This is a genomic window from Streptococcus mitis (assembly GCF_946190155.1).
Taxonomy (GTDB): domain Bacteria; phylum Bacillota; class Bacilli; order Lactobacillales; family Streptococcaceae; genus Streptococcus; species Streptococcus mitis_CL.
In genome coordinates this window covers 112,190-136,402 of sequence record NZ_CAMHZL010000003.1, presented here as the reverse complement: position 1 = coordinate 136,402, position 24,213 = coordinate 112,190, and the positions used below count along the sequence as shown (strand labels likewise).

General features: G+C 40.7%; 37 protein-coding genes. All 37 read left to right on the top strand.

Annotated elements, in window-relative coordinates:
* Window positions 1-303 precede the first annotated feature (303 nt).
* The 37 genes from N8O80_RS03835 to rplQ all read left to right on the top strand — a co-directional run bounded on the left by N8O80_RS03835 (window position 304) and on the right by rplQ (window position 24,023).
* Entirely contained in the window at window positions 304-1,554 is a 1,251-nt protein-coding gene (locus tag N8O80_RS03835; RefSeq protein ID WP_261026960.1) for a folylpolyglutamate synthase/dihydrofolate synthase family protein, read from the top strand.
* Between the two features lie 86 nt (window positions 1,555-1,640).
* Window positions 1,641-2,105 carry an SP_0198 family lipoprotein gene (locus tag N8O80_RS03830; protein WP_261026959.1) on the top strand — a complete coding sequence of 155 codons (465 nt, stop codon included), beginning with the start codon at window positions 1,641-1,643 and terminating at the stop codon, window positions 2,103-2,105.
* 139 nt (window positions 2,106-2,244) lie between these two features.
* Entirely contained in the window at window positions 2,245-3,777 is a 1,533-nt protein-coding gene (gene cls, locus N8O80_RS03825) for a cardiolipin synthase (protein ID WP_261026958.1), read from the top strand.
* A 254-nt stretch (window positions 3,778-4,031) separates the two neighbouring features.
* Entirely contained in the window at window positions 4,032-5,585 is a 1,554-nt protein-coding gene (locus N8O80_RS03820; RefSeq protein ID WP_261026957.1) for a damage-inducible protein CinA, read from the top strand.
* A gap of 119 nt (window positions 5,586-5,704) precedes the next feature.
* Window positions 5,705-7,912: an anaerobic ribonucleoside-triphosphate reductase gene (gene nrdD / locus N8O80_RS03815; RefSeq protein ID WP_261026955.1), complete on the top strand. Its 2,208-nt coding sequence runs from the start codon at window positions 5,705-5,707 to the stop codon at window positions 7,910-7,912.
* 11 nt (window positions 7,913-7,923) lie between these two features.
* Window positions 7,924-8,064, top strand: coding sequence for a hypothetical protein (locus N8O80_RS03810; RefSeq protein WP_000521621.1), 141 nt, complete (start codon window positions 7,924-7,926; stop codon window positions 8,062-8,064).
* Window positions 8,065-8,107: 43 nt separating this feature from the next.
* Window positions 8,108-8,614 carry a GNAT family N-acetyltransferase gene (locus N8O80_RS03805; RefSeq protein ID WP_261026954.1) on the top strand — a complete coding sequence of 169 codons (507 nt, stop codon included), beginning with the start codon at window positions 8,108-8,110 and terminating at the stop codon, window positions 8,612-8,614.
* On the top strand, window positions 8,607-9,197 hold the full coding sequence (gene nrdG, locus N8O80_RS03800; RefSeq protein ID WP_261026953.1) for an anaerobic ribonucleoside-triphosphate reductase activating protein: 591 nt from the start codon (window positions 8,607-8,609) through the stop codon (window positions 9,195-9,197). Before N8O80_RS03805 ends, nrdG begins: the two co-directional genes overlap by 8 nt.
* Window positions 9,198-9,451: 254 nt before the next feature.
* The gene (gene rpsJ, locus N8O80_RS03795) at window positions 9,452-9,760 is read left to right on the top strand and encodes a 30S ribosomal protein S10 (protein ID WP_001284513.1); all 309 of its coding nucleotides are present in this window, start codon (window positions 9,452-9,454) and stop codon (window positions 9,758-9,760) included.
* Between the two features lie 82 nt (window positions 9,761-9,842).
* Entirely contained in the window at window positions 9,843-10,469 is a 627-nt protein-coding gene (rplC, locus tag N8O80_RS03790) for a 50S ribosomal protein L3 (protein WP_000160197.1), read from the top strand.
* Between the two features lie 24 nt (window positions 10,470-10,493).
* Window positions 10,494-11,117: a 50S ribosomal protein L4 gene (gene rplD, locus N8O80_RS03785; protein WP_000024549.1), complete on the top strand. Its 624-nt coding sequence runs from the start codon at window positions 10,494-10,496 to the stop codon at window positions 11,115-11,117.
* Window positions 11,117-11,413 carry a 50S ribosomal protein L23 gene (locus N8O80_RS03780; RefSeq protein WP_001055347.1) on the top strand — a complete coding sequence of 99 codons (297 nt, stop codon included), beginning with the start codon at window positions 11,117-11,119 and terminating at the stop codon, window positions 11,411-11,413. Before rplD ends, N8O80_RS03780 begins: the two co-directional genes overlap by 1 nt.
* A gap of 17 nt (window positions 11,414-11,430) precedes the next feature.
* Complete coding sequence (rplB, locus tag N8O80_RS03775; RefSeq protein WP_000512911.1) at window positions 11,431-12,264, top strand: 50S ribosomal protein L2; 834 nt, start codon at window positions 11,431-11,433, stop codon at window positions 12,262-12,264.
* A gap of 103 nt (window positions 12,265-12,367) precedes the next feature.
* Window positions 12,368-12,649 (top strand): 30S ribosomal protein S19, encoded by a 282-nt coding sequence (gene rpsS / locus N8O80_RS03770; protein ID WP_000533766.1) that lies wholly within the window; start codon window positions 12,368-12,370, stop codon window positions 12,647-12,649.
* 11 nt (window positions 12,650-12,660) lie between these two features.
* Window positions 12,661-13,005, top strand: a complete 345-nt coding sequence (gene rplV / locus N8O80_RS03765) for a 50S ribosomal protein L22 (protein WP_000818137.1) — start codon at window positions 12,661-12,663, stop codon at window positions 13,003-13,005.
* Between the two features lie 12 nt (window positions 13,006-13,017).
* Window positions 13,018-13,671, top strand: a complete 654-nt coding sequence (rpsC, locus tag N8O80_RS03760; protein ID WP_000529936.1) for a 30S ribosomal protein S3 — start codon at window positions 13,018-13,020, stop codon at window positions 13,669-13,671.
* 3 nt (window positions 13,672-13,674) lie between these two features.
* Window positions 13,675-14,088 carry a 50S ribosomal protein L16 gene (gene rplP / locus N8O80_RS03755; protein ID WP_000960946.1) on the top strand — a complete coding sequence of 138 codons (414 nt, stop codon included), beginning with the start codon at window positions 13,675-13,677 and terminating at the stop codon, window positions 14,086-14,088.
* Window positions 14,089-14,097: 9 nt separating this feature from the next.
* Window positions 14,098-14,304: a 50S ribosomal protein L29 gene (gene rpmC, locus N8O80_RS03750; RefSeq protein ID WP_000772918.1), complete on the top strand. Its 207-nt coding sequence runs from the start codon at window positions 14,098-14,100 to the stop codon at window positions 14,302-14,304.
* A 24-nt stretch (window positions 14,305-14,328) separates the two neighbouring features.
* Window positions 14,329-14,589: a 30S ribosomal protein S17 gene (rpsQ, locus tag N8O80_RS03745; RefSeq protein WP_000440801.1), complete on the top strand. Its 261-nt coding sequence runs from the start codon at window positions 14,329-14,331 to the stop codon at window positions 14,587-14,589.
* Window positions 14,590-14,614: 25 nt separating this feature from the next.
* Complete coding sequence (gene rplN / locus N8O80_RS03740) at window positions 14,615-14,983, top strand: 50S ribosomal protein L14 (protein WP_000616545.1); 369 nt, start codon at window positions 14,615-14,617, stop codon at window positions 14,981-14,983.
* Window positions 14,984-15,061: 78 nt separating this feature from the next.
* A complete protein-coding gene (gene rplX, locus N8O80_RS03735; RefSeq protein ID WP_000497691.1) occupies window positions 15,062-15,367 on the top strand; it encodes a 50S ribosomal protein L24 in 306 nt (101 codons plus the stop codon).
* A 23-nt stretch (window positions 15,368-15,390) separates the two neighbouring features.
* Window positions 15,391-15,933 (top strand): 50S ribosomal protein L5, encoded by a 543-nt coding sequence (gene rplE / locus N8O80_RS03730; protein WP_000013542.1) that lies wholly within the window; start codon window positions 15,391-15,393, stop codon window positions 15,931-15,933.
* 17 nt (window positions 15,934-15,950) lie between these two features.
* Window positions 15,951-16,136 (top strand): type Z 30S ribosomal protein S14, encoded by a 186-nt coding sequence (locus N8O80_RS03725; protein WP_001085697.1) that lies wholly within the window; start codon window positions 15,951-15,953, stop codon window positions 16,134-16,136.
* Window positions 16,137-16,420: 284 nt separating this feature from the next.
* Window positions 16,421-16,819, top strand: coding sequence for a 30S ribosomal protein S8 (rpsH, locus tag N8O80_RS03720; RefSeq protein WP_000245504.1), 399 nt, complete (start codon window positions 16,421-16,423; stop codon window positions 16,817-16,819).
* A 187-nt stretch (window positions 16,820-17,006) separates the two neighbouring features.
* Window positions 17,007-17,543, top strand: coding sequence for a 50S ribosomal protein L6 (gene rplF, locus N8O80_RS03715; protein ID WP_000086640.1), 537 nt, complete (start codon window positions 17,007-17,009; stop codon window positions 17,541-17,543).
* Between the two features lie 83 nt (window positions 17,544-17,626).
* Window positions 17,627-17,983, top strand: coding sequence for a 50S ribosomal protein L18 (gene rplR, locus N8O80_RS03710; protein ID WP_000624044.1), 357 nt, complete (start codon window positions 17,627-17,629; stop codon window positions 17,981-17,983).
* A gap of 17 nt (window positions 17,984-18,000) precedes the next feature.
* Window positions 18,001-18,495, top strand: a complete 495-nt coding sequence (gene rpsE / locus N8O80_RS03705) for a 30S ribosomal protein S5 (RefSeq protein ID WP_000874202.1) — start codon at window positions 18,001-18,003, stop codon at window positions 18,493-18,495.
* 13 nt (window positions 18,496-18,508) lie between these two features.
* Window positions 18,509-18,691 carry a 50S ribosomal protein L30 gene (gene rpmD / locus N8O80_RS03700; RefSeq protein WP_000057241.1) on the top strand — a complete coding sequence of 61 codons (183 nt, stop codon included), beginning with the start codon at window positions 18,509-18,511 and terminating at the stop codon, window positions 18,689-18,691.
* Window positions 18,692-18,835: 144 nt separating this feature from the next.
* Window positions 18,836-19,276 (top strand): 50S ribosomal protein L15, encoded by a 441-nt coding sequence (rplO, locus tag N8O80_RS03695; RefSeq protein WP_000766090.1) that lies wholly within the window; start codon window positions 18,836-18,838, stop codon window positions 19,274-19,276.
* Between the two features lie 12 nt (window positions 19,277-19,288).
* Complete coding sequence (gene secY / locus N8O80_RS03690; protein WP_000465403.1) at window positions 19,289-20,599, top strand: preprotein translocase subunit SecY; 1,311 nt, start codon at window positions 19,289-19,291, stop codon at window positions 20,597-20,599.
* Between the two features lie 149 nt (window positions 20,600-20,748).
* On the top strand, window positions 20,749-21,387 hold the full coding sequence (locus tag N8O80_RS03685) for an adenylate kinase (RefSeq protein ID WP_001050436.1): 639 nt from the start codon (window positions 20,749-20,751) through the stop codon (window positions 21,385-21,387).
* A gap of 116 nt (window positions 21,388-21,503) precedes the next feature.
* Window positions 21,504-21,722, top strand: coding sequence for a translation initiation factor IF-1 (gene infA / locus N8O80_RS03680; RefSeq protein WP_001029883.1), 219 nt, complete (start codon window positions 21,504-21,506; stop codon window positions 21,720-21,722).
* 24 nt (window positions 21,723-21,746) lie between these two features.
* Window positions 21,747-21,863, top strand: a complete 117-nt coding sequence (gene rpmJ / locus N8O80_RS03675; RefSeq protein ID WP_001808836.1) for a 50S ribosomal protein L36 — start codon at window positions 21,747-21,749, stop codon at window positions 21,861-21,863.
* Between the two features lie 17 nt (window positions 21,864-21,880).
* Window positions 21,881-22,246, top strand: coding sequence for a 30S ribosomal protein S13 (rpsM, locus tag N8O80_RS03670; RefSeq protein WP_000090781.1), 366 nt, complete (start codon window positions 21,881-21,883; stop codon window positions 22,244-22,246).
* Between the two features lie 17 nt (window positions 22,247-22,263).
* Window positions 22,264-22,647: a 30S ribosomal protein S11 gene (gene rpsK, locus N8O80_RS03665; protein ID WP_001118385.1), complete on the top strand. Its 384-nt coding sequence runs from the start codon at window positions 22,264-22,266 to the stop codon at window positions 22,645-22,647.
* A gap of 42 nt (window positions 22,648-22,689) precedes the next feature.
* Window positions 22,690-23,625 (top strand): DNA-directed RNA polymerase subunit alpha, encoded by a 936-nt coding sequence (locus N8O80_RS03660; protein ID WP_000568988.1) that lies wholly within the window; start codon window positions 22,690-22,692, stop codon window positions 23,623-23,625.
* A gap of 11 nt (window positions 23,626-23,636) precedes the next feature.
* Entirely contained in the window at window positions 23,637-24,023 is a 387-nt protein-coding gene (gene rplQ / locus N8O80_RS03655; RefSeq protein ID WP_000331493.1) for a 50S ribosomal protein L17, read from the top strand.
* Window positions 24,024-24,213 lie beyond the last annotated feature (190 nt).

Sequence of the window (24,213 nt, the reverse complement as noted above, 5' to 3'; positions counted from 1 at the left end):
AGTCCAGTGGATGTTTTTAGCCCTGCTTTTAGAAAAAAGAAAGAGCAGGCAGTCTGGGAGACTGTATCAGCCCAACTCCTAGAAATTAGAAGAGTTGGAACATCCAGTGGATATTTTTAGCTCAGCTCTTTGAAATAAGAGAGCTGGTGAATCTGGGTGGATGCTTTTACTCCACGTTAGCATTTATAGTAGCTAGGTATTAGCTAACCAGGTAAGAGGTCGGGACGAAAATCCTGGCCTCGTTTTTATTACTCATCATGCTTTGATGTGGTAATTGATTGGACTTTTGTCAAGGAGATGTATATGTTTGAAGTAGAAGAATGGCTTCACAGTCGGATTGGTTTGAATTTTAGGTCAGGTTTAGGCCGAATGCAACAAGCGGTGGATTTGTTGGGGAATCCCGAGAAGTCTTATCCTATTATCCACGTAACAGGGACTAATGGGAAAGGATCTACCATTGCTTTCATGAGGGAGTTATTTATGGGACATGGCAAAAGAGTTGCGACTTTTACCTCCCCTCATATCGTCTCTATCAATGATCGAATCTGCATTAACGGGCAACCAATAGCTGATGCAGACTTCATCCGTTTGGCTAATCAGGTCAAGGAGATGGAAAAAACACTTCTGCAAACCCATGACCAGTTGTCCTTTTTTGAATTGCTGACCTTGATTGCTTTTCTTTATTTTAGAGAGCAAGAGGTGGATTTGGTTTTATTAGAAGTGGGAATTGGTGGCTTGCTTGACACGACCAATGTGGTAACTGGAGAGCTTGCTGTCATCACCTCCATCGGGCTTGATCATCAGGATACTCTGGGTGACAGTATAGCAGCAATTGCAGAGCAGAAAGCTGGTATTTTTAAGACTGGTAAAAAAGCAGTGATTGCTAAGTTGCCTTCAGAAGCTAGGCTTGTTTGTCAGAAAAAAGCAGACTCTTTAGCTGTTGACCTTTATCAGGCAGGTCAGGATTTTTCAATGTTGAATGGGAATTTTTCAAGCTCTTTGGCTAACCTTTCACAGTTGAAAATAGGCTTGGAAGGAACTTATCAGCAGGAAAATGCGGCCTTGGCGTTGCAAACGTTTCTTCTCTTTATGAGGGAAGAAAAGGAAGCTGTTGATGAGCAAGCTGTAAGACAGGCTTTGGAGAAGACCCATTGGGCTGGGCGTTTGGAGCGTATTCGCCCGCAGATTTACTTGGACGGTGCTCATAACCTCCCTGCCTTGACTCGCTTGGTTGAATTTATTAAAGAAAAAGAGCAGGAAGGATATCGTCCTCAAATCCTCTTTGGAGCCTTGAAACGGAAGGATTATCAAGGGATGTTAGGTTATCTGACTGAGAATTTGTCTCAGGTGGAACTCAAGGTAACTGGCTTTGATTATCAGGGTTCTTTAGATGAGACAGATATAACAGGTTACGATGTAATTCCTTCTTATCGCGAATTTATCAGCAGTTTCGAAGAAAGAGCAGATGCCCAGGATTTGTTGTTCGTTACAGGGTCTCTCTATTTTATCTCAGAGGTACGGGGCTATCTACTGGGGCATGAGCAGATAAATTGACCTCCTTTTTTGAACTTGTTATACTAGGAAAACTACTAGTTAGAAGGAAAAACTTCTGTAAATTGGTAGCAGAAAGGAAATTCATCATGAAATTAAAAAGATTCACACTTTCTCTTGCTTCTCTAGCAAGTCTTAGTCTCTTAGTAGCTTGTTCACAAAGAGTTCAACAAGTTCAACAACCAGCAACTCAATCGCAAACACAACAAACTCAGCAATCACAACCTGCTGCTTCATCTTCTACAGAAAATAGTAACCAGGCAGCAACAAGTTCTTCACAAAATGAGCCTGAGCCTCAACCAACCAATATTAATGGAACTTACACCGGTCAGGACGAAGGAGACCGTATCACTTTAGTGGTAACTGGAACAACTGGTACATGGACACAGGTAGAAACTGACGGAGATCAAGAAATCAAGCAGGTTAGCTTCGATGCTGCTAATCAACGTATGATTATTGGGGATAATGCCAAGATTTATGCAATTAATGGAAATCAGATGATTATTGACGATATGGATAGAGAAGCGTCTGATCGCATTGTTTTATCAAAATAGACTAGAAAGAGACTGGTTTTGTCAGTCTCTTTTGCTTTTGCTCAGAAAAATGATTATAAATACTTGCCTTCTACCGAATACCTGAGTTATACTAGTTTTAATTACCTGTTTTTATCATTCAAAATATCAAGGAGGGGATATGAAATATAGAAAATTTCAATTATTGATGTCCAAGTATGGCTTTAGTCTTTCGATTATGCTGCTTGAACTGTGTCTTGTTTTTGGTCTCTTTCTTTATTTAGGGCGTATGGCCCCTATTCTTTGGGTTATTCTCTTAATCTTTATGAGTATGGCGACTATCGTAGCGATTGTCAATCGTTCCATGGCGCCTGAAAGCAAAGTGATGTGGTTAGTGGTGACTTTTGTTCCTGTCATTGGCCCCTTGCTCTATCTGATGTTTGGTGAAAGACGATTATCCAAAAAAGAAATCAAGCAGTTGGACAAACTTGGTTCTATGCATTTTCGGGAGGATAACAGTAAAGCTCTCCGCCAGAAATTGAAGGAAGATGATAAGGCGGCTTACGGAGTTATCAAATCTTTGCTAAGTATGGATAGCAATGCCGATGTCTATGATCGAACAGATTCACAATTCTTTTCTTCGGGTGAAAGCATGTGGCAACATATGTTGGAAGACCTCAAGAAAGCTGAGAAATTTATCTTTCTAGAGTACTATATTGTCGAAGAAGGTCTGATGTGGAATAGCATACTAGATATACTAGAGCAAAAGGCAGCTCAGGGTGTAGAGGTCAAGATGCTCTATGATGATATCGGTTGTATGGCGACTTTACCTGGAGACTATACTGTTCAGCTTCGTAGTCGAGGAATTGAAGCCCATAAGTTTAACAAGGTGATTCCTCGTTTGACGGTAGCTTATAATAATCGAGACCATCGTAAAATCCTTGTTATAGATGGTCAGGTAGCTTATACAGGAGGCATTAACTTAGCCGATGAGTATATCAACCATGTAGAACGCTTTGGTTATTGGAAGGATAGTGGGATTCGCATAGATGGCCCTGGTGTCAAGGCTCTAACCCGTCTCTTTTTGATGACTTGGTACATCAATCGTGGGGAAATCAGTGATTTTGACCAGTATCACTTGGAAAACCAGCCTTGTTCTGGCCAAGGGCTCTGCATTCCTTACGGTAGCGGACCCAAGCCCATCTTCCGTACCCAGGTAGGGAAAAAAGTCTATCAAAGTTTGATTAATCAGGCTACTGATTCAGTCTATATCACAACACCCTATTTGATTATTGACTATGATTTAACAGAGAGTATTAAAAATGCGGCCATGAGGGGTGTTGATGTCCGCATCGTGACCCCTTTCATTCCAGATAAGAAATTAATCCAACTCATTACAAGAGGGGCTTATCCAGATTTGTTGTCAGCAGGAGTAAGGATTTTTGAGTATAGTCCAGGTTTCATCCATAGTAAACAAATCTTAGTGGATAAGGACTTTGCTGCAGTTGGGACCATTAACTTAGATTATAGAAGTTTGCTTCACCACTATGAAAATGCAGTCTTGCTATATAAAACAGAATCAATCACTGAGATTCAAAAAGATTTTCAGGAGATTTTTTCAGTATCTCAAGAAATTTTCCCTCATACGATAAAAAATAGCTGGTATCAGAAATTGATTAAGGAAATTGCCCAGTTATTCGCCCCAATCTTATAAGAAATCTAGGACTTAGGATACAACCCAGTCCTATTTTTCTTGCCTTTTACGAATAAGAAGATGTAGGAGGGACGATGCTGACTCAGAAAGAATTGGATTATGTCATGTCATTTAAACAGACGCATTTACACCGATTTCGGGAAATTGAAACCTTTGTGAAACTATGCAAAAAATCGCTCAAAAAGCCATCGCAAGCTGACAATTTTAGGTCTTTTTGATATACTAAGACAGATAAATTGAATAGGAGAAACGATATGGCTGTATATGGCAGAATCGAAGAAGTATCCGAAACGATACAGAGTAATGAAATTGAAAATAGATTGGATAGGAACCTTGAATCTCATGTAGAAAAAGAAGAACAGGTAGCTTTCCCGTTTTTCAGACTCATCATTGGAAGTACGATTGCAACGGTTTTTTCTGTGGTGATACCTTTACTTTTAGATATGGTAAGTCCTTCTCAGGCTCAGGATTTGTATATTGGGTGGGCTTTGCATCAGGGAGGACAGCTTTACAGTAGCTACTATGCTAGTCAAGGTCTTCTTTATTATTTACTACTTTATATTACCCAAGGAGGCATTCTTTTTGCCTTGGTAGAATGGCTAGCCCTCTTAGGAGGAGGTTATTTCCTCTTTTCTTCAACCGACTATCTGACGGGACAAAGGGAACAAGCCAAACAACTCCTAACCATATTTTATATCTTGGTGTCTGGTCTTGGTTTTGGAGGAGGTTATGCTACTATCTTAGCTCTGCCATTCCTGTTTGCAGGATTTTCATTTATAGCAGCTTATCTATCAAATCCTAATCATGACAAGGGATTTCTACGTCTGGGGATCTTTTTGGGCCCATCATTTTTCATAGAGCCTCTTACAAGTCTTCTCTTTGCTGTAGTAGTAACGATTGGTTTATTTGTCTTTAATGTTGAGCATGGTCGTTTTGTCCATGGAGTTTATCAGTTTTTTGCAGCGGCACTTGGTTTTTCTCTCATCTTTTACCCAGTAGGCTACTATGTGCTTACTTCAGGTGGTTTTGGAGAAGCTATAGGAAGTCTTTTGTATCCGATTGATTCCCTTCAGGTCTTTACCAATCCTCAACTAATGGATAATGTTGTATTCTATGGTTTGTTGACCTTTGGTTTAGGAGCTCTCTTCCTTGTTTTTCTAGGATTGTTCCAATCAAAGGCATCAAGATTGTATGTTATTTCAGTACCAGCTAGTTTTACTTTCTTATTTGTACTAGCCTTGTTGCTTTTTTCTCAAGAACCTCTTCACGGTTCGCGTTTGATTCTAATCCTTCCATTTTTACTCCTTCTTTTGATGACCAGTATTCGTGGGAAACATTCAGCTAGAGGAGCTCGTCGTCGGAGAAGAGAAGATGTTCCTACTTTATGGAAAAAATTCATGAAAGGAAATCTCTACTTACCGATCCTAGTGGTGGTTTATCTGATTGCAATTCCTTTTGTAGCTCGTTTTGTCTTGCATCCAGCTTCTTATAGAGAACAACATCAAGTAGTAGACAGAGTCAAACAAGAGACGAGTGAGGGAGACCAAATTTATATTTGGGATTCACATGTTCAGATGTATAAAGAAAGCCAGCGTTTGGCTGGATCCATGTTCCCATCACCTCTTCTTTACACGAGTACAGAAGAGAATAAAACTAGTTTAATCAATGACTTGAAAGAAAACCAACCTAAGGTGATTGTGGTAAACGACAAGGTGGCTCTCTGGTCTGAGGTGGAGACACTCTTAAAAGAAAATTACCAACAAGTAAAGACTGATTACTCAGAGTTTAAAGTCTATAAAATCAAATAACAGAATCAATATCTTGTGTATTTTTAAAAATTTTAGGATTTTTACCACAAGATATTGATTTTTCTTTTTAGAGTGGTATAATACTTTTTAGAAAGAACATTTTAGAAACGAGCATGTATATGATTGCACTAGAAGAAAAAATTACAATTTTGCCAACCCTCTTCGTTGAAAAACGAGATGGGAGACGTGTTGTATTTGATGTGGACAAGATTGACAAGGCTCTCCACAAGGCGGCTGACAAGGTTATGGATGTGACACCCCTGGTCGAAAAACGCCTCAATGCTCTGACCGAGCGAATTGTCACAGAAATTCATAGTCGCTTTCCACAGGGGGTTAAGATTTACGAAATTCAAAATATCGTAGAACATGAGCTCCTTGAAGCCAAAGAATATGCGCTAGCTGAGGAGTATATCACTTATCGAACACAGAGGGATTTTGAGCGCTCAAAAGCGACAGATATTAACTTTAGTATCCATAAACTTCTCAACAAAGACCAGGCAGTTGTCAATGAAAATGCTAATAAAGACAGCGATGTCTTTAACACCCAGCGTGATTTGACAGCGGGTATTGTCGGGAAATCAATCGGACTGCAAATGCTGCCAAAGCATGTAGCCAATGCTCACCAAAAGGGAGATATCCACTATCATGATTTGGACTATAGCCCCTACACCCCTATGACCAACTGCTGTTTGATTGATTTCAAGGGTATGTTGGAAAATGGTTTTAAGATTGGAAATGCAGAGGTAGAAAGTCCTAAGTCTATCCAGACTGCGACAGCTCAGATTTCCCAAATCATCGCCAATGTTGCTTCTAGCCAGTACGGTGGCTGTTCAGCTGACCGTATAGATGAAGTTTTGTCACCTTATGCAGAGAAGAATTATCAAAAACACCTTAAGGATGCGGAAGAATGGGTTTTACCTGATAAACGAGAAGATTATGCATGGAAGAAAACTCAGAAAGATATCTACGATGCCATGCAATCTCTTGAGTATGAAATCAACACTCTCTTCACTTCAAATGGACAAACACCTTTTACTTCGCTAGGTTTTGGTCTGGGAACCAATCGTTTTGAGCGTGAAATTCAAAAGGCAATTTTAAACATTCGCATTAAGGGGCTTGGTTCAGAACACCGCACAGCTATCTTCCCAAAACTCATCTTCACGCTTAAAAGAGGACTCAACTTAGAGGAAGGAACTCCCAACTACGACATCAAGCAGTTGGCTCTTGAGTGTGCAACCAAGCGGATGTACCCAGACGTCTTGTCTTATGATAAGATTGTTGACTTGACAGGTTCCTTCAAGGTGCCTATGGGTTGCCGTTCGTTCCTCCAAGGATGGAAGGACGAAAATGGTGTAGAAGTCAATTCAGGTCGCATGAACCTAGGAGTTGTGACGGTTAACCTGCCTCGTATTGCTCTTGAGTCTGAGGGCGACATGAATAAGTTCTGGGAAATCTTCAACGAGCGGATGAATATCGCTGAAGATGCTCTTGTTTATCGTGTCGAACGCACTAAAGAGGCGACGCCAGCGAATGCTCCTATCCTCTATCAGTACGGTGCTTTTGGCCATCGTCTAGGTAAGGAAGAAAGTGTTGACCAGCTCTTTAAGAATCGTCGTGCGACAGTTTCACTAGGCTATATCGGTTTGTACGAAGTAGCGACAGTTTTCTTTGGTAACAGCTGGGAAAGTAATCCAGATGCTAAGGAATTCACGCTAGACATTATTCGAGATATGAAACGCCGTGTAGAAGAGTGGTCTGACCAATATGGCTACCATTTCTCTATCTACTCAACACCATCTGAAAGTTTGACAGACCGTTTCTGCCGACTAGATACAGAGAAGTTTGGTTCTATTCCTGATATTACAGACAAGGAATACTACACTAACTCTTTCCACTACGATGTTCGTAAAAATCCAACACCATTTGAAAAATTAGACTTTGAGAAAGTCTATCCAGAAGCAGGTGCGTCAGGTGGTTTCATCCATTATTGTGAGTATCCAGTCCTTCAGCAAAATCCTAAGGCTCTGGAAGCTGTTTGGGATTATGCCTATGACCGTGTGGGCTATCTTGGGACCAATACTCCAATAGACCGTTGCTACAAGTGTGACTTTGAAGGGGATTTTGAACCAACTGAGAGGGGCTTTGCTTGTCCTAACTGTGGCAATAGCGACCCTAAAACAGTAGACGTTGTTAAACGGACTTGTGGCTATCTTGGCAATCCTCAAGCCAGACCGATGGTCAACGGCCGTCACAAGGAAATCGCTGCGCGTGTCAAACATATGAATGGCTCAACGATTAAAGTAGCTGGCCATCAAGTAACAGATTAGAAAGAAATGAAATGGGAAAATATCAATTAGACGATAAGGGGCGCGCACAAGTGACTCGTTATCACGAGAAACACTCTAAAGGTGGAGCTGGTAAGAAAGAACGTTTGCTTAGCCTCAGAGAACAATTTTTAAACAAGAATAAGAAAAAATAAAAGTGAGAGTTAGCTCTCGCTTTTCTCATAGTGGGAGGTAAGGATGGAACTACGCAGACCAAGATTAGCAGATAAAGAAACAGTTTTAGAGATGATGGCAGAGTTTGAAAAATATCAGTCGCCTCACGACGGTGGTTTCTGGGATACAGAGAACTTTGTGTATGAAGAATGGTTGGAAACAAATATGCAAAAAGAAATGGGAATAAACTTGCATGAAAATCGTGTTCCTTCTATTCAATTTGTATCATTTGATGATGTAGGTCATGCTCTAGGATTTTTGAATCTGCGATTGAGACTGAATGAGGGTTTACTGAATTATGCTGGCCACATTGGATACTCCATCCGACCGTCTGAAAGAGGCAAAGGTTATGCTAAAGAAACTCTCAGTCAGGGCTTGCAACTTGCTAAGGAAAAGAACATCAAGAAAGCTCTTGTTACCTGTAGCGTGAATAATCCTGCTAGTAGAGCAGTCATTCTAGCAAATGGTGGGCTCCTTGAGGATGTTCGTAATGGAGTCGAGCGTTATTGGATAGAGGTAGCGAATGAATAATCCAAAACCACAAGAATGGAAAAGTGAGGAGCTCAGTCAAGGCCGTATCATTGACTACAAGGCCTTTAACTTTGTGGACGGAGAAGGCGTGCGCAACTCTCTCTATGTAGCAGGTTGCATGTTTCACTGCGAGGGGTGTTATAATGTAGCGACCTGGTCCTTCAATGCCGGAATTCCTTATACAGCAGAATTAGAAGAACAGATTATGTCAGACCTTGCCCAACCCTATGTTCAAGGCTTGACCCTGCTGGGAGGGGAGCCTTTTCTCAATACAGGTATTCTCTTGCCTCTCGTTAAGCGGATTCGAAAGGAATTGCCAGACAAGGACATCTGGTCATGGACCGGCTACACTTGGGAAGAAATGATGTTGGAAACTCCAGATAAACTGGAACTCTTATCACTAATTGACATCCTTGTCGATGGACGGTATGACCGAACTAAGAGAAATTTCATGCTCCAGTTTCGAGGTTCTTCCAATCAACGAATTATCGATGTGCAAAAATCGCTCGAAAGTGGGCAAGTAGTGATTTGGGACAAGCTCAATGATGGAAAAGAAAGCTATGAACAGGTGAAGAGAGAGTAACTTTCTTCTATAAAAATACTTAAATAAATGACCTGTCAAAAAAGAAAACATTTTCATGTTAAAAAATTTAAAAAACAGCAACAAATCCCTTGCAATCGCAGGGGCTTTGTGTTATTCTATTATGGTGCTGTAAATTACAGCCTTAGCTTTGATGCAAGAGGTTGCGACACGCTCGGTTGCATTGCCACGCAACACCGCGTCGGTTTTCTTGTGGAGCTAGCCTATTATCTTAAATAGACGAAAAGGAGAAAAAGATGGCAAACAAAAAAATCCGTATCCGTTTGAAAGCTTACGAACACCGTACGCTTGACACAGCGGCTGCAAAAATCGTAGAATCAGCTACTCGTACAGGTGCACAAGTTGCGGGTCCAATCCCACTTCCAACTGAACGTAGCCTCTACACAATCATTCGTGCGACTCACAAATACAAAGACTCTCGCGAACAATTTGAAATGCGTACACACAAACGTTTGATCGATATCGTTAACCCAACTCAAAAAACAGTTGATGCGTTGATGAAATTGGATCTTCCAAGTGGTGTAAACGTAGAAATCAAACTTTAATCTAAAGCTTGATACCTTGAGCATAAAAAACGCTCGTTAAAAACTTTTTGAATAAAAAATATAGAAAAGGAACTATTTTCTCATGACAAAAGGAATCTTAGGGAAAAAAGTGGGAATGACTCAAATCTTCACTGAAGCTGGCGAATTGATCCCTGTAACAGTTATTGAAGCAACTCCAAACGTTGTTCTTCAAGTTAAAACTGTTGAAACAGACGGATACAACGCTATCCAAGTTGGTTTCGATGACAAACGCGAAGTATTGAGCAACAAACCTGCTAAAGGACATGTAGCGAAAGCTAACACGGCTCCTAAGCGCTTCATTCGTGAATTCAAAAACGTTGAAGGCTTGGAAGTTGGTGCTGAAATCACAGTTGAAACCTTCGCAGCTGGAGACGTTGTTGACGTAACTGGTACTTCTAAAGGTAAAGGTTTCCAAGGTGTTATCAAGCGCCACGGACAATCACGTGGACCAATGGCTCACGGTTCTCGTTACCACCGTCGTCCAGGTTCTATGGGACCTGTTGCACCTAACCGCGTATTCAAAGGTAAAAACCTTGCAGGACGTATGGGTGGCGACCGCGTAACAATTCAAAACCTTGAAGTTGTACAAGTTGTTCCAGAAAAGAACGTTATCCTTATCAAAGGTAACGTACCAGGTGCTAAGAAATCTCTTATCACTATCAAGTCAGCAGTTAAAGCTGGTAAATAATAAGGAAAGGGGAATACAGTCAAAATGGCAAATGTAACATTATTCGACCAAACTGGTAAACAAGCGGGCGAAGTTGTTCTTAACGATGCAATCTTTGGTATCGAACCAAACCAATCTGTTGTGTTTGATGTGATTATCAGCCAACGTGCTAGCCTTCGTCAAGGAACTCACGCAGTTAAAAACCGCTCAGCTGTTTCAGGTGGCGGACGCAAACCATGGCGTCAAAAAGGAACTGGACGTGCTCGTCAAGGTTCTATCCGCTCTCCACAATGGCGTGGTGGTGGAATCGTCTTCGGACCAACTCCACGTAGCTATGCGTACAAACTTCCTCAAAAAGTTCGTCGCCTTGCGCTTAAATCTGTTTACTCAGAAAAAGTTGCTGAAAATAAATTTGTAGCCGTTGATTCTCTTGAATTTACAGCTCCAAAAACTGCTGAATTTGCAAAAGTTCTTGCAGCTTTGAGCATCGATTCTAAAGTCCTTGTTATTCTTGAAGAAGGAAACGAATTCGCAGCTCTTTCAGCTCGTAACCTTCCAAACGTGAAAGTTGCGACTGCTACAACTGCAAGTGTTCTTGACATCGCAAATAGTGACAAACTTCTTGTTACTCAAGCAGCTATCTCTAAAATCGAGGAGGTTCTTGCATAATGAATTTGTATGATGTTATCAAAAAACCTGTAATCACTGAAAGCTCAATGGCTCAACTTGAAGCAGGAAAATATGTATTTGAAGTTGACACTCGTGCACACAAACTTTTGATCAAGCAAGCTGTTGAAGCTGCTTTCGAAGGTGTTAAAGTTGCTAATGTTAACACAATCAACGTAAAACCAAAAGCTAAACGTGTTGGACGTTACACTGGTTTTACTAACAAAACTAAAAAAGCTATCATCACACTTACAGCTGATTCTAAAGCAATCGAGTTGTTTGCTGCTGAAGCTGAATAATCTAAGGAGGAAATATCGTGGGAATTCGTGTTTATAAACCAACAACAAACGGTCGCCGTAATATGACTTCTTTGGATTTCGCTGAAATCACAACAAGCACTCCTGAAAAATCATTGCTTGTTGCATTGAAGAGCAAGGCTGGTCGTAACAACAACGGTCGTATCACAGTTCGTCACCAAGGTGGTGGACATAAACGTTTCTACCGTTTGGTTGACTTCAAACGTAACAAAGACAACGTTGAAGCAGTTGTTAAAACAATCGAGTACGATCCAAACCGTTCTGCAAACATCGCTCTTGTACACTACACTGACGGTGTGAAAGCATACATCATCGCTCCAAAAGGTCTTGAAGTAGGTCAACGTATCGTTTCAGGCCCAGAAGCAGATATCAAAGTCGGAAACGCTCTTCCACTTGCTAACATCCCAGTTGGTACTTTGATCCACAACATCGAGTTGAAACCTGGTCGTGGTGGTGAATTGGTACGTGCTGCTGGTGCATCTGCTCAAGTATTGGGTTCTGAAGGTAAATACGTTCTTGTTCGTCTTCAATCAGGTGAAGTTCGTATGATTCTTGGAACTTGCCGTGCTACAGTTGGTGTTGTCGGAAACGAACAACACGGACTTGTAAACCTTGGTAAAGCAGGACGTAGCCGTTGGAAAGGTATCCGCCCAACAGTTCGTGGTTCTGTAATGAACCCTAACGATCACCCACACGGTGGTGGTGAAGGTAAAGCACCAGTTGGTCGTAAAGCACCATCTACTCCATGGGGCAAACCTGCTCTTGGTCTTAAAACTCGTAACAAGAAAGCGAAATCTGACAAACTTATCGTTCGTCGTCGCAACGAGAAATAATATTAAACTAGTCGCTTAAGCAACTAGTAAATCCGCCAGCTCGGTAGCGCTCCATAGGAGCGCAAGCCGCTGTGGTACAACATTTAAAGGAGAAAATATAAAAATGGGACGCAGTCTTAAAAAAGGACCTTTCGTCGATGAGCATTTGATGAAAAAAGTTGAAGCTCAAGCTAACGACGAAAAGAAAAAAGTTATTAAAACTTGGTCACGTCGTTCAACGATCTTCCCAAGTTTCATTGGTTACACTATTGCAGTTTATGACGGACGTAAACACGTACCTGTTTACATCCAAGAAGACATGGTAGGTCACAAACTTGGTGAATTTGCACCAACTCGTACTTACAAAGGTCACGCTGCAGACGACAAGAAAACACGTAGAAAATAAGGAGAACATAAATGGCAGAAATTACTTCAGCTAAAGCAATGGCTCGTACAGTACGTGTTTCACCTCGTAAATCACGTCTTGTTCTTGATAACATCCGTGGTAAAAGCGTAGCCGATGCAATCGCAATCTTGACATTCACTCCAAACAAAGCTGCTGAAATCATCTTGAAAGTTTTGAACTCAGCTGTAGCTAACGCTGAAAACAACTTTGGTTTGGATAAAGCTAACTTGGTAGTATCTGAAGCATTCGCAAACGAAGGACCAACTATGAAACGTTTCCGTCCACGTGCGAAAGGTTCAGCTTCACCAATCAACAAACGTACAGCTCACATCACTGTAGCTGTTGCAGAAAAATAAGGAGGTAAAATCGTGGGTCAAAAAGTACATCCAATTGGTATGCGTGTCGGCATCATCCGTGATTGGGATGCCAAATGGTATGCTGAAAAAGAATACGCGGATTACCTTCATGAAGATCTTGCAATCCGTAAATTCGTTCAAAAAGAACTTGCTGACGCAGCAGTTTCAACTATCGAAATCGAACGCGCAGTAAACAAAGTTAACGTTTCACTTCACACTGCTAAACCAGGTATGGTTATCGGTAAAGGTGGTGCTAACGTTGATGCACTCCGCGCAAAACTTAACAAATTGACTGGAAAACAAGTACACATCAACATCATCGAAATCAAACAACCTGATTTGGATGCTCACCTTGTAGGTGAAGGAATTGCTCGTCAATTGGAGCAACGTGTTGCTTTCCGTCGTGCACAAAAACAAGCAATCCAACGTGCAATGCGTGCTGGAGCTAAAGGAATCAAAACTCAAGTATCAGGTCGTTTGAACGGTGCAGATATCGCCCGTGCTGAAGGATACTCTGAAGGAACTGTTCCACTTCACACACTTCGTGCAGATATCGATTACGCTTGGGAAGAAGCAGATACTACATACGGTAAACTTGGTGTTAAAGTATGGATCTACCGTGGTGAAGTTCTTCCAGCTCGCAAAAACACTAAAGGAGGTAAATAACCAATGTTAGTACCTAAACGTGTTAAACACCGTCGTGAATTCCGTGGAAAAATGCGCGGTGAAGCAAAAGGTGGAAAAGAAGTAGCATTCGGTGAATACGGTCTTCAAGCTACAACTAGCCACTGGATCACTAACCGCCAAATCGAAGCTGCTCGTATCGCCATGACTCGTTACATGAAACGTGGTGGTAAAGTTTGGATTAAAATCTTCCCACACAAATCATACACTGCTAAAGCTATCGGTGTGCGTATGGGATCTGGTAAAGGGGCACCTGAAGGTTGGGTAGCACCAGTTAAACGTGGTAAAGTGATGTTCGAAATTGCTGGTGTATCTGAAGAGATTGCACGCGAAGCGCTTCGTCTTGCTAGCCACAAATTGCCAGTTAAATGTAAATTCGTAAAACGTGAAGCAGAATAAGGAGAAGGCATGAAACTTAATGAAGTAAAAGAATTTGTTAAAGAACTTCGTGGTCTTTCTCAAGAAGAACTCGCGAAGCGCGAAAACGAATTGAAAAAAGAATTGTTTGAACTTCGTTTCCAAGCTGCTACTGGTCAATTGGAACAAACAGCTCGCTTGAAAGAAGTTAAAAAACAAATCGCTCGTATCAAAACAGTTCAATCTGAAGCGAAATAATAGACTAGGGAAGGAGAAATTTCAATGGAACGCAATAATCGTAAAGTTCTTGTTGGACGTGTTGTATCTGACAAAATGGACAAGACAATCACAGTTGTAGTTGAAACAAAACGTAACCACCCAGTCTATGGTAAACGTATTAACTACTCTAAAAAATACAAAGCTCATGATGAAAACAATGTTGCCAAAGAAGGCGATATCGTACGTATCATGGAAACTCGTCCGCTTTCAGCTACAAAACGTTTCCGTCTTGTAGAAGTTGTTGAAGAAGCGGTCATCATCTAATCAAACCTGAAAGGAGAAAACTGAAATGATTCAAACAGAAACTCGTTTGAAAGTCGCAGACAACAGCGGTGCTCGCGAAATCTTGACTATCAAAGTTCTTGGTGGTTCAGGACGTAAATTTGCAAACATCGGTGATGTTATTGTGGCATCTGTAAAACAAGCTACTCCTGGTGGTGCGGTTAAAAAAGGTGACGTTGTTAAAGCAGTTATCGTTCGTACTAAATCAGGTGCTCGTCGTGCTGATGGTTCATACATCAAATTTGACGAAAACGCAGCAGTTATCATCCGTGAAGACAAAACTCCTCGCGGAACACGTATCTTTGGTCCAGTTGCACGTGAATTGCGTGAAGGTGGCTTCATGAAGATCGTGTCACTTGCTCCAGAAGTACTTTAATTTTTAGAAACAAACTAGTCCCCTGGATTTACCTCCAGGGTGCCCTTATGGGCGTAAGAAAAATCAAGGAGAAACCTAATGTTTGTAAAAAAAGGCGACAAAGTTCGCGTAATCGCTGGTAAAGATAAGGGAACAGAAGCTGTTGTCCTTACTGCCCTTCCAAAAGTAAACAAAGTTATCGTTGAAGGTGTTAACATTGTTAAGAAACACCAACGTCCAACTAACGAGCTTCCTCAAGGTGGTATCATCGAGAAAGAAGCAGCTATCCACGTATCAAACGTTCAAGTTTTGGACAAAAATGGTGTAGCTGGTCGTGTTGGTTACAAATTTGTAGACGGTAAAAAAGTTCGCTACAACAAAAAATCAGGCGAAGTGCTTGATTAATCACGAAGGAAAGGAGAAGTATAATGGCAAATCGTTTAAAAGAAAAATATCTTAATGAAGTAGTTCCTGCTTTGACAGAACAATTCAACTACTCATCAGTGATGGCTGTGCCTAAAGTAGATAAGATCGTTTTGAACATGGGTGTTGGTGAAGCTGTATCAAACGCTAAAAGTCTTGAAAAAGCTGCTGAAGAATTGGCCCTTATCTCAGGTCAAAAACCACTTATCACTAAAGCTAAAAAATCAATCGCCGGCTTCCGTCTTCGTGAAGGTGTTGCGATCGGTGCAAAAGTTACCCTTCGTGGTGAACGTATGTACGAATTCTTGGATAAATTGGTTTCAGTTTCACTTCCACGTGTACGTGACTTCCACGGTGTTCCAACAAAATCATTTGACGGACGCGGAAACTACACACTTGGTGTGAAAGAACAATTGATCTTCCCAGAAATCAACTTCGATGACGTTGACAAAACTCGTGGTCTTGACATCGTTATCGTAACAACTGCTAACACTGACGAAGAGTCACGTGCATTGCTTACAGGCCTTGGAATGCCTTTTGCAAAATAATATAGGAGGTAAATCTAATGGCTAAAAAATCAATGATTGCTAAGAACAAACGTCCAGCGAAGTTCTCTACTCAAGCTTATACTCGTTGTGAAAAATGTGGTCGTCCACATTCAGTTTACCGCAAATTTAAACTTTGCCGTGTTTGCTTCCGTGAATTAGCTTACAAAGGACAAATTCCTGGTGTAACAAAAGCATCTTGGTAATTTAAGATATCAAGGGCGTCAAAACTCTAAGTGAAAATAGGAAACTTGACGAAGAAACTGAAGTTTCTAGGAAAGTTTATCTTTTTCACACAGAGTTTAGCCCGGGTTCAGTTGGACTTGCCAATTTGAACACGAGCTACAGCTTTAGCAAAAAAGACCAATTTTCTTTGGAGCATCGCTCCTGCATCAAATTGCCTATTTTTGCTCTTGCTCTTACGCTCTTTGTATCATGTATTAACTAGCAAGTGCAACTTGCAAACTACTAGTAAGAGGAGAAAAACAAAATGGTTATGACTGACCCAATCGCAGACTTCCTAACTCGTATTCGTAACGCTAACCAAGCTAAACACGAAGTACTTGAAGTACCTGCATCAAACATCAAAAAAGGTATTGCTGAAATCCTTAAACGCGAAGGTTTTGTAAAAAACGTTGAAATCATCGAAGATGACAAACAAGGCATCATCCGTGTATTCCTTAAATACGGACCAAACGGTGAAAAAGTTATCACTAACTTGAAACGTGTTTCTAAACCAGGACTTCGTGTCTACAAAAAACGTGAAGACCTTCCAAAAGTTCTTAACGGACTTGGAATTGCTATCCTTTCAACTTCTGAAGGTTTGCTTACTGATAAAGAAGCACGCCAAAAGAATGTTGGTGGGGAAGTTATCGCTTACGTTTGGTAATATTTAGCTCCCAATTTCTTTGTGACTCTTCGTTATCGTCTCTTGCCTAACCCAAAGTTATGCCTGCGAGACGATGCCTAGATTCACTTTGAAATTGAAACCTAAATGTTCCTTTAAATCGAGAAATCGATTGAACCCCGTGAAAACTGGCCATTCTGGCCTGACAATTTAACAGGAGAAAATAAATATGTCACGTATTGGTAATAAAGTTATCGTGTTGCCTGCTGGTGTTGAACTCACTAACAATGACAACGTTGTAACTGTAAAAGGACCTAAAGGAGAACTTACTCGTGAGTTCTCAAAAGATATTGAAATCCGTGTGGAAGGTACTGAAGTAACTCTTCACCGTCCAAACGATTCAAAAGAAATGAAAACTATCCACGGAACTACTCGTGCCCTTTTGAACAACATGGTTGTTGGTGTATCAGAAGGATTCAAGAAAGAACTTGAAATGCGCGGGGTTGGTTACCGTGCACAACTTCAAGGATCTAAACTTGTTTTGGCTGTTGGTAAATCTCATCCAGACGAAGTTGAAGCTCCAGAAGGAATTACTTTTGAACTTCCAAACCCAACAACAATCGTTGTTAGCGGAATTTCAAAAGAAGTAGTTGGTCAAACAGCTGCTTACGTACGTAGCCTTCGTTCACCAGAACCATATAAAGGTAAAGGTATCCGTTACGTTGGTGAATTCGTTCGCCGTAAAGAAGGTAAAACAGGTAAATAATGTTGAATGGTTGATTCTCAACCACCAACCTATTTTCCAACTTTGTGCATAGCACACGATTTAAAACTAAAGAGGTGAAAACTGTGATTTCAAAACCAGATAAAAACAAACTCCGCCAAAAACGCCACCGTCGCGTTCGCGGAAAACTCTCTGGAACTGCTGATCGCCCACGTTTGAACGTATTCCGTTCTAATACAGGCATCTACGCTCAAGTGATTGATGACGTAGCGGGTGTAACGCTCGCAAGTGCTTCAACTCTTGATAAAGAAGTTTCAAAAGGAACTAAAACTGAACAAGCCGTTGCTGTCGGTAAACTCGTTGCAGAACGTGCAAACGCTAAAGGTATTTCAGAAGTGGTGTTCGACCGCGGTGGATATCTATATCACGGACGTGTGAAAGCTTTGGCTGATGCAGCTCGTGAAAACGGATTGAAATTCTAATAGGAGGACACTAGAAAATGGCATTTAAAGACAATGCAGTTGAATTAGAAGAACGCGTAGTTGCTGTCAACCGTGTTACAAAAGTTGTTAAAGGTGGACGTCGTCTTCGTTTCGCAGCTCTTGTTGTTGTTGGTGACCACAACGGTCGCGTAGGATTTGGTACTGGTAAAGCTCAAGAAGTTCCAGAAGCAATCCGTAAAGCAGTAGATGATGCTAAGAAAAACTTGATCGAAGTTCCTATGGTTGGAACAACAATCCCACACGAAGTTCTTTCAGAATTCGGTGGAGCTAAAGTATTGTTGAAACCTGCTGTAGAAGGTTCTGGAGTTGCCGCTGGTGGTGCAGTTCGTGCCGTTGTGGAATTGGCAGGTGTGGCAGATATTACATCTAAATCACTTGGTTCTAACACTCCAATCAACATTGTTCGTGCAACTGTTGAAGGTTTGAAACAATTGAAACGCGCTGAAGAAGTTGCTGCCCTTCGTGGTATTTCAGTTTCTGATTTGGCATAAGAAAGGGGATAAAATGGCTCAAATTAAAATTACTTTGACTAAGTCTCCAATCGGACGCATTCCATCACAACGTAAAACTGTTGTAGCACTTGGACTTGGCAAATTGAACAGCTCTGTTATTAAAGAAGATAACGCTGCTATCCGTGGCATGATCACTGCAGTATCTCACTTGGTAACAGTTGAAGAAGTAAACTAATGAATTTTTAGGGGATGTGCACTATACCATCCCCTAAAACTAGATATAGTCATCTATGATGACGTCGTATAGGCGAGTTGATTGGGGAGACAACCTTTTCTCCCTTATCGGCGCTAGCATTTTACAAAAGAGGAGAAAATAAAAATGAAACTTCATGAATTGAAACCTGCAGAAGGTTCTCGTAAAGTACGTAACCGCGTTGGTCGTGGTACTTCATCAGGTAACGGTAAAACATCTGGTCGTGGTCAAAAAGGTCAAAAAGCTCGTAGCGGTGGCGGAGTTCGCCTTGGTTTTGAAGGTGGACAAACTCCATTGTTCCGTCGTCTTCCAAAACGTGGATTCACTAACATCAATGCTAAAGAATACGCAATTGTGAACCTTGACCAATTGAACGTCTTTGAAGATGGTGCTGAAGTTACTCCAGTTGTTCTTATCGAATCAGGAATTGTTAAAGCTGAAAAATCAGGTATTAAAATTCTTGGTAACGGTGAGTTGACTAAGAAATTGACTGTGAAAGCAGCTAAATTCTCTAAATCAGCTGAAGAAGCTATCACTGCTAAAGGTGGTTCAGTAGAAGTCATCTAAGAGAGGTGACCTATGTTTTTTAAATTATTAAGAGAAGCTCTTAAAGTCAAGCAGGTTCGATCAAAAATTTTATTTACAATTTTTATCGTTTTGGTTTTTCGTATCGGAACTAGCATTACAGTGCCCGGTGTGAATGCCAATAGCTTGAATGCTTTAAGTGGATTATCCTTCTTAAACATGTTGAGCTTGGTGTCAGGGAATGCCATGAAAAACTTTTCAGTTTTTGCTCTTGGTGTTAGTCCCTACATTACGGCCTCTATCGTTGTCCAACTCTTGCAAATGGATATTTTACCCAAATTTGTAGAGTGGGGTAAACAAGGGGAAGTAGGTCGAAGAAAATTAAATCAAGCTACTCGTTATATTGCTCTTGTTCTAGCCTTTGTGCAATCTATCGGGATTACAGCTGGTTTTAATACTTTGGCTGGAGCTCAATTGTTGAAAACAGCTCTTACACCACAAGTCTTTATCATGATTGGTATCATCTTAACAGCTGGTAGTATGATTGTGACTTGGTTGGGAGAGCAAATTACAGATAAGGGATACGGAAATGGTGTTTCTATGATTATCTTTGCCGGGATTGTTGCCTCAATTCCAGAGATGATTCAAGGCATCTATGTTGACTACTTTGTGAACGTCCCAAGTAGCCGTATCAACTCATCTATCATTTTCGTAATCATTTTGATTATTACTGTATTGTTGATTATTTATTTTACAACTTATGTTCAACAAGCAGAATACAAAATTCCAATCCAATATACTAAGGTTGCACAAGGTGCTCCATCTAGCTCTTACCTTCCTTTGAAGGTAAACCCTGCTGGAGTTATCCCTGTTATCTTTGCAAGTTCGATTACTGCAGCGCCTGCGGCTATTCTTCAGTTTTTGAGCGCTACAGGTCATGATTGGGCTTGGGTGAGAACAGCACAAGAAATGCTGGCAACAACTTCACCAACTGGTATTGCCATGTATGCTTTATTGATTATTCTCTTTACATTCTTCTATACGTTTGTACAGATTAATCCTGAAAAAGCAGCAGAAAACCTACAAAAGAGCGGTGCATATATCCACGGAGTTCGTCCTGGTAAAGGTACAGAAGAATATATGTCTAAACTTCTTCGTCGTCTTGCAACTGTTGGTTCTCTCTTCCTTGGTGTGATTTCTATTTTACCGATTGTAGCAAAAGATGTTTTCGGACTTTCAGAAGCAGTTGCTTTTGGAGGAACCAGTCTTTTGATCATTATCTCTACAGGTATTGAAGGAATCAAACAATTGGAAGGTTACCTATTGAAACGTAAGTATGTTGGTTTCATGGACAGAACAGAATAAAAGTATTTACTGAGTCAGTAAATGCTGAGGGAGTGGAGGTTTAACTCTAACATTAGTGAGAGTTTGGTCTCCCCTCTTCTATTTTGTTTTTAAATAGGGGTGAAAAGACTTTTTGCTTCTATTTAAAAATAAAATAAGGAGATCAAATCATGAATCTTTTGATTATGGGCTTACCTGGTGCAGGTAAGGGAACTCAAGCAGCAAAAATCGTAGAACAATTCCATGTTGCACATATCTCAACAGGTGATATGTTCCGGGCTGCTATGGCAAATCAAACTGAAATGGGTGTTCTTGCTAAGTCATACATTGACAAGGGTGAATTGGTTCCTGACGAAGTTACAAATGGAATCGTAAAAGAACGTCTTTCACAAGATGATATTAAAGAAACAGGATTCTTGTTGGATGGTTATCCACGTACAATCGAGCAAGCTCATGCCTTGGACAAAACATTGGCTGAACTTGGCATTGAACTAGAAGGTGTCATCAACATTGAAGTGAATCCAGATAGTCTCTTGGAACGTTTGAGCGGCCGTATCATCCACCGCGTAACTGGAGAAACTTTCCACAAGGTCTTTAACCCACCAGTTGACTATAAAGAAGAAGATTACTACCAACGTGAAGATGATAAGCCTGAGACAGTAAAACGTCGTTTGGATGTAAATATTGCTCAAGGAGAACCGATCATTGCTCACTACCGTGCCAAAGGTTTGGTTCATGACATCGAAGGTAATCAAGATATCAATGATGTCTTCTCAGATATCGAAAAAGTATTGACAAATTTGAAATAAAGCGTTTTTCACACTTGCAAAAATCCGCTACAAATGTTATACTGAGATAGTCTGACTTATAATTGTTGTCTCTGTGTCTAGAGACATCGAATCGAAATTTATGGAGGTGCTTTTGCGTGGCAAAAGACGATGTGATTGAAGTTGAAGGCAAAGTAGTTGATACAATGCCGAATGCAATGTTTACGGTTGAACTTGAAAATGGACATCAGATTTTAGCAACAGTTTCTGGTAAAATTCGTAAAAACTATATTCGTATTTTAGCGGGAGATCGTGTTACTGTCGAAATGAGTCCATATGACTTGACACGTGGACGTATCACTTACCGCTTTAAATAATCGAAAAACTTGGAGGGATAAGAAATGAAAGTAAGACCATCGGTCAAACCAATTTGCGAATACTGTAAAGTTATTCGTCGTAATGGTCGTGTTATGGTAATTTGCCCAGCAAATCCAAAACACAAACAACGTCAAGGATAAGATAGAAAGGAGAAAACATGGCTCGTATTGCTGGAGTTGACATTCCAAATGACAAACGCGTAGTAATCTCATTGACTTATGTTTATGGTATCGGACTTGCAACATCTAAGAAAATTTTGGCTGCTGCTGGAATCTCAGAAGATGTTCGTGTACGTGATCTTACATCAGATCAAGAAGATGCTATCCGTCGTGAAGTGGATGCAATCAAAGTTGAAGGTGACCTTCGTCGTGAAGTAAACTTGAACATCAAACGTTTGATGGAAATCGGTTCATACCGTGGTATCCGTCACCGTCGTGGACTTCCTGTCCGTGGACAAAACACTAAAAACAACGCTCGCACTCGTAAAGGTAAAGCTGTTGCGATTGCTGGTAAGAAAAAATAATATAGGAGGTAAAAGTCTTGGCTAAACCAACACGTAAACGTCGTGTGAAAAAGAATATCGAATCTGGTATTGCTCATATTCACGCTACATTTAATAACACTATTGTTATGATTACTGATGTGCATGGTAATGCAATTGCTTGGTCATCAGCTGGTGCTCTTGGTTTCAAAGGTTCTCGTAAATCTACACCATTCGCTGCTCAAATGGCTTCTGAAGCTGCTGCTAAATCTGCACAAGAACACGGTCTTAAATCAGTTGAAGTTACTGTAAAAGGTCCAGGTTCTGGTCGTGAGTCAGCTATTCGTGCGCTTGCTGCCGCTGGTCTTGAAGTAACAGCAATTCGTGATGTGACTCCAGTGCCACACAATGGTGCTCGTCCTCCAAAACGTCGCCGTGTATAATCATCGCATTACACTGCTTTTCGTTTAAGAGGGAGTAACTAAATGATCGAGTTTGAAAAACCAAATATAACAAAAATTGATGAAAATAAAGATTATGGCAAGTTTGTAATCGAACCACTTGAACGTGGCTACGGTACAACTCTTGGTAACTCTCTTCGTCGTGTACTTCTAGCTTCTCTACCAGGAGCAGCTGTGACATCTATCAATATTGATGGTGTGTTACATGAGTTTGACACAGTTCCAGGTGTTCGTGAAGACGTGATGCAAATCATTCTGAACATTAAAGGAATTGCAGTGAAATCGTACGTTGAAGACGAAAAAATCATCGAACTGGATGTTGAAGGTCCTGCTGAAGTAACAGCTGGTGACATTTTGACAGATAGCGATATTGAAATTGTAAATCCAGATCATTATCTCTTTACAATCGGTGAAGGTTCTTCTCTAAAAGCGACTATGACTGTTAACAGTGGTCGTGGATATGTACCTGCTGATGAAAATAAAAAAGATAATGCACCAGTTGGAACACTTGCTGTAGATTCTATTTATACACCAGTTACAAAAGTCAACTATCAAGTGGAACCTGCTCGTGTAGGTAGCAACGATGGTTTTGACAAATTAACCCTTGAAATCTTGACAAATGGAACAATTATTCCAGAAGATGCTTTAGGGCTTTCAGCACGTATTTTGACAGAACATCTTGATTTGTTTACAAATCTTACTGAGATTGCTAAGTCAACTGAAGTGATGAAAGAAGCTGACACTGAATCTGACGACCGTATTTTGGATCGTACGATTGAGGAACTGGACTTGTCTGTGCGTTCATACAACTGTTTGAAACGTGCCGGTATCAATACTGTGCATGATTTGACAGAAAAATCTGAAGCAGAGATGATGAAAGTACGAAATCTTGGACGCAAGAGTTTGGAAGAAGTGAAACTCAAACTCATTGATTTGGGTCTTGGATTAAAAGATAAATAAAGGAGGAATACATGGCTTACCGTAAACTAGGACGCACTAGCTCACAACGTAAAGCAATGCTTCGCGATTTGACAACTGACCTTTTGATCAACGAATCAATCGTGACAACTGAAGCTCGTGCTAAAGAAATCCGTAAAACTGTTGAAAAAATGATTACTCTAGGTAAACGTGGTGATTTGCATGCACGTCGTCAAGCAGCTGCTTTCGTACGTAATGAAATCGCATCTGAAAACTATGATGAAGCAACTGATAAGTACACTTCTACTACAGCACTTCAAAAATTGTTCTCAGAAATCGCACCTCGTTATGCTGAACGTAACGGTGGATACACTCGTATCCTTAAAACTGAACCACGTCGTGGTGATGCAGCGCCAATGGCGATCATCGAATTAGTATAAAATCATCAATTTTGTTGAGTGTTATGATGATGGAGTCTTGTGCTCTTAGTCTAGCTCTGGTCTACCGCTAGGATTTCGGTCCTAGCGGGAACACTCATCATAAGTTGGGATAGTAGACGCTTGTTTACGAAATTGTTTTTTTCTTAAGAACAACTTCGTAAGCAGGCGTTTTTGAGTATTTTAGTTAGAA

What these genes read in the sequence shown, in the direction of transcription:
- N8O80_RS03835 (WP_261026960.1), top strand. Translation starts at nt 304, where the DNA reads ATGTTTGAAGTAGAAGAATGGCTTCACAGTCGGATTGGTTTGAATTTT.
- N8O80_RS03830 (WP_261026959.1), top strand. Translation starts at nt 1,641, where the DNA reads ATGAAATTAAAAAGATTCACACTTTCTCTTGCTTCTCTAGCAAGTCTT.
- cls (WP_261026958.1), top strand. Translation starts at nt 2,245, where the DNA reads ATGAAATATAGAAAATTTCAATTATTGATGTCCAAGTATGGCTTTAGT.
- N8O80_RS03820 (WP_261026957.1), top strand. Translation starts at nt 4,032, where the DNA reads ATGGCTGTATATGGCAGAATCGAAGAAGTATCCGAAACGATACAGAGT.
- nrdD (WP_261026955.1), top strand. Translation starts at nt 5,705, where the DNA reads ATGATTGCACTAGAAGAAAAAATTACAATTTTGCCAACCCTCTTCGTT.
- N8O80_RS03810 (WP_000521621.1), top strand. Translation starts at nt 7,924, where the DNA reads ATGGGAAAATATCAATTAGACGATAAGGGGCGCGCACAAGTGACTCGT.
- N8O80_RS03805 (WP_261026954.1), top strand. Translation starts at nt 8,108, where the DNA reads ATGGAACTACGCAGACCAAGATTAGCAGATAAAGAAACAGTTTTAGAG.
- nrdG (WP_261026953.1), top strand. Translation starts at nt 8,607, where the DNA reads ATGAATAATCCAAAACCACAAGAATGGAAAAGTGAGGAGCTCAGTCAA.
- rpsJ (WP_001284513.1), top strand. Translation starts at nt 9,452, where the DNA reads ATGGCAAACAAAAAAATCCGTATCCGTTTGAAAGCTTACGAACACCGT.
- rplC (WP_000160197.1), top strand. Translation starts at nt 9,843, where the DNA reads ATGACAAAAGGAATCTTAGGGAAAAAAGTGGGAATGACTCAAATCTTC.
- rplD (WP_000024549.1), top strand. Translation starts at nt 10,494, where the DNA reads ATGGCAAATGTAACATTATTCGACCAAACTGGTAAACAAGCGGGCGAA.
- N8O80_RS03780 (WP_001055347.1), top strand. Translation starts at nt 11,117, where the DNA reads ATGAATTTGTATGATGTTATCAAAAAACCTGTAATCACTGAAAGCTCA.
- rpsS (WP_000533766.1), top strand. Translation starts at nt 12,368, where the DNA reads ATGGGACGCAGTCTTAAAAAAGGACCTTTCGTCGATGAGCATTTGATG.
- rplV (WP_000818137.1), top strand. Translation starts at nt 12,661, where the DNA reads ATGGCAGAAATTACTTCAGCTAAAGCAATGGCTCGTACAGTACGTGTT.
- rplP (WP_000960946.1), top strand. Translation starts at nt 13,675, where the DNA reads ATGTTAGTACCTAAACGTGTTAAACACCGTCGTGAATTCCGTGGAAAA.
- rpmC (WP_000772918.1), top strand. Translation starts at nt 14,098, where the DNA reads ATGAAACTTAATGAAGTAAAAGAATTTGTTAAAGAACTTCGTGGTCTT.
- rpsQ (WP_000440801.1), top strand. Translation starts at nt 14,329, where the DNA reads ATGGAACGCAATAATCGTAAAGTTCTTGTTGGACGTGTTGTATCTGAC.
- rplN (WP_000616545.1), top strand. Translation starts at nt 14,615, where the DNA reads ATGATTCAAACAGAAACTCGTTTGAAAGTCGCAGACAACAGCGGTGCT.
- rplX (WP_000497691.1), top strand. Translation starts at nt 15,062, where the DNA reads ATGTTTGTAAAAAAAGGCGACAAAGTTCGCGTAATCGCTGGTAAAGAT.
- rplE (WP_000013542.1), top strand. Translation starts at nt 15,391, where the DNA reads ATGGCAAATCGTTTAAAAGAAAAATATCTTAATGAAGTAGTTCCTGCT.
- N8O80_RS03725 (WP_001085697.1), top strand. Translation starts at nt 15,951, where the DNA reads ATGGCTAAAAAATCAATGATTGCTAAGAACAAACGTCCAGCGAAGTTC.
- rpsH (WP_000245504.1), top strand. Translation starts at nt 16,421, where the DNA reads ATGGTTATGACTGACCCAATCGCAGACTTCCTAACTCGTATTCGTAAC.
- rplF (WP_000086640.1), top strand. Translation starts at nt 17,007, where the DNA reads ATGTCACGTATTGGTAATAAAGTTATCGTGTTGCCTGCTGGTGTTGAA.
- rpsE (WP_000874202.1), top strand. Translation starts at nt 18,001, where the DNA reads ATGGCATTTAAAGACAATGCAGTTGAATTAGAAGAACGCGTAGTTGCT.
- rpmD (WP_000057241.1), top strand. Translation starts at nt 18,509, where the DNA reads ATGGCTCAAATTAAAATTACTTTGACTAAGTCTCCAATCGGACGCATT.
- rplO (WP_000766090.1), top strand. Translation starts at nt 18,836, where the DNA reads ATGAAACTTCATGAATTGAAACCTGCAGAAGGTTCTCGTAAAGTACGT.
- secY (WP_000465403.1), top strand. Translation starts at nt 19,289, where the DNA reads ATGTTTTTTAAATTATTAAGAGAAGCTCTTAAAGTCAAGCAGGTTCGA.
- N8O80_RS03685 (WP_001050436.1), top strand. Translation starts at nt 20,749, where the DNA reads ATGAATCTTTTGATTATGGGCTTACCTGGTGCAGGTAAGGGAACTCAA.
- rpmJ (WP_001808836.1), top strand. Translation starts at nt 21,747, where the DNA reads ATGAAAGTAAGACCATCGGTCAAACCAATTTGCGAATACTGTAAAGTT.
- rpsM (WP_000090781.1), top strand. Translation starts at nt 21,881, where the DNA reads ATGGCTCGTATTGCTGGAGTTGACATTCCAAATGACAAACGCGTAGTA.
- N8O80_RS03660 (WP_000568988.1), top strand. Translation starts at nt 22,690, where the DNA reads ATGATCGAGTTTGAAAAACCAAATATAACAAAAATTGATGAAAATAAA.
- rplQ (WP_000331493.1), top strand. Translation starts at nt 23,637, where the DNA reads ATGGCTTACCGTAAACTAGGACGCACTAGCTCACAACGTAAAGCAATG.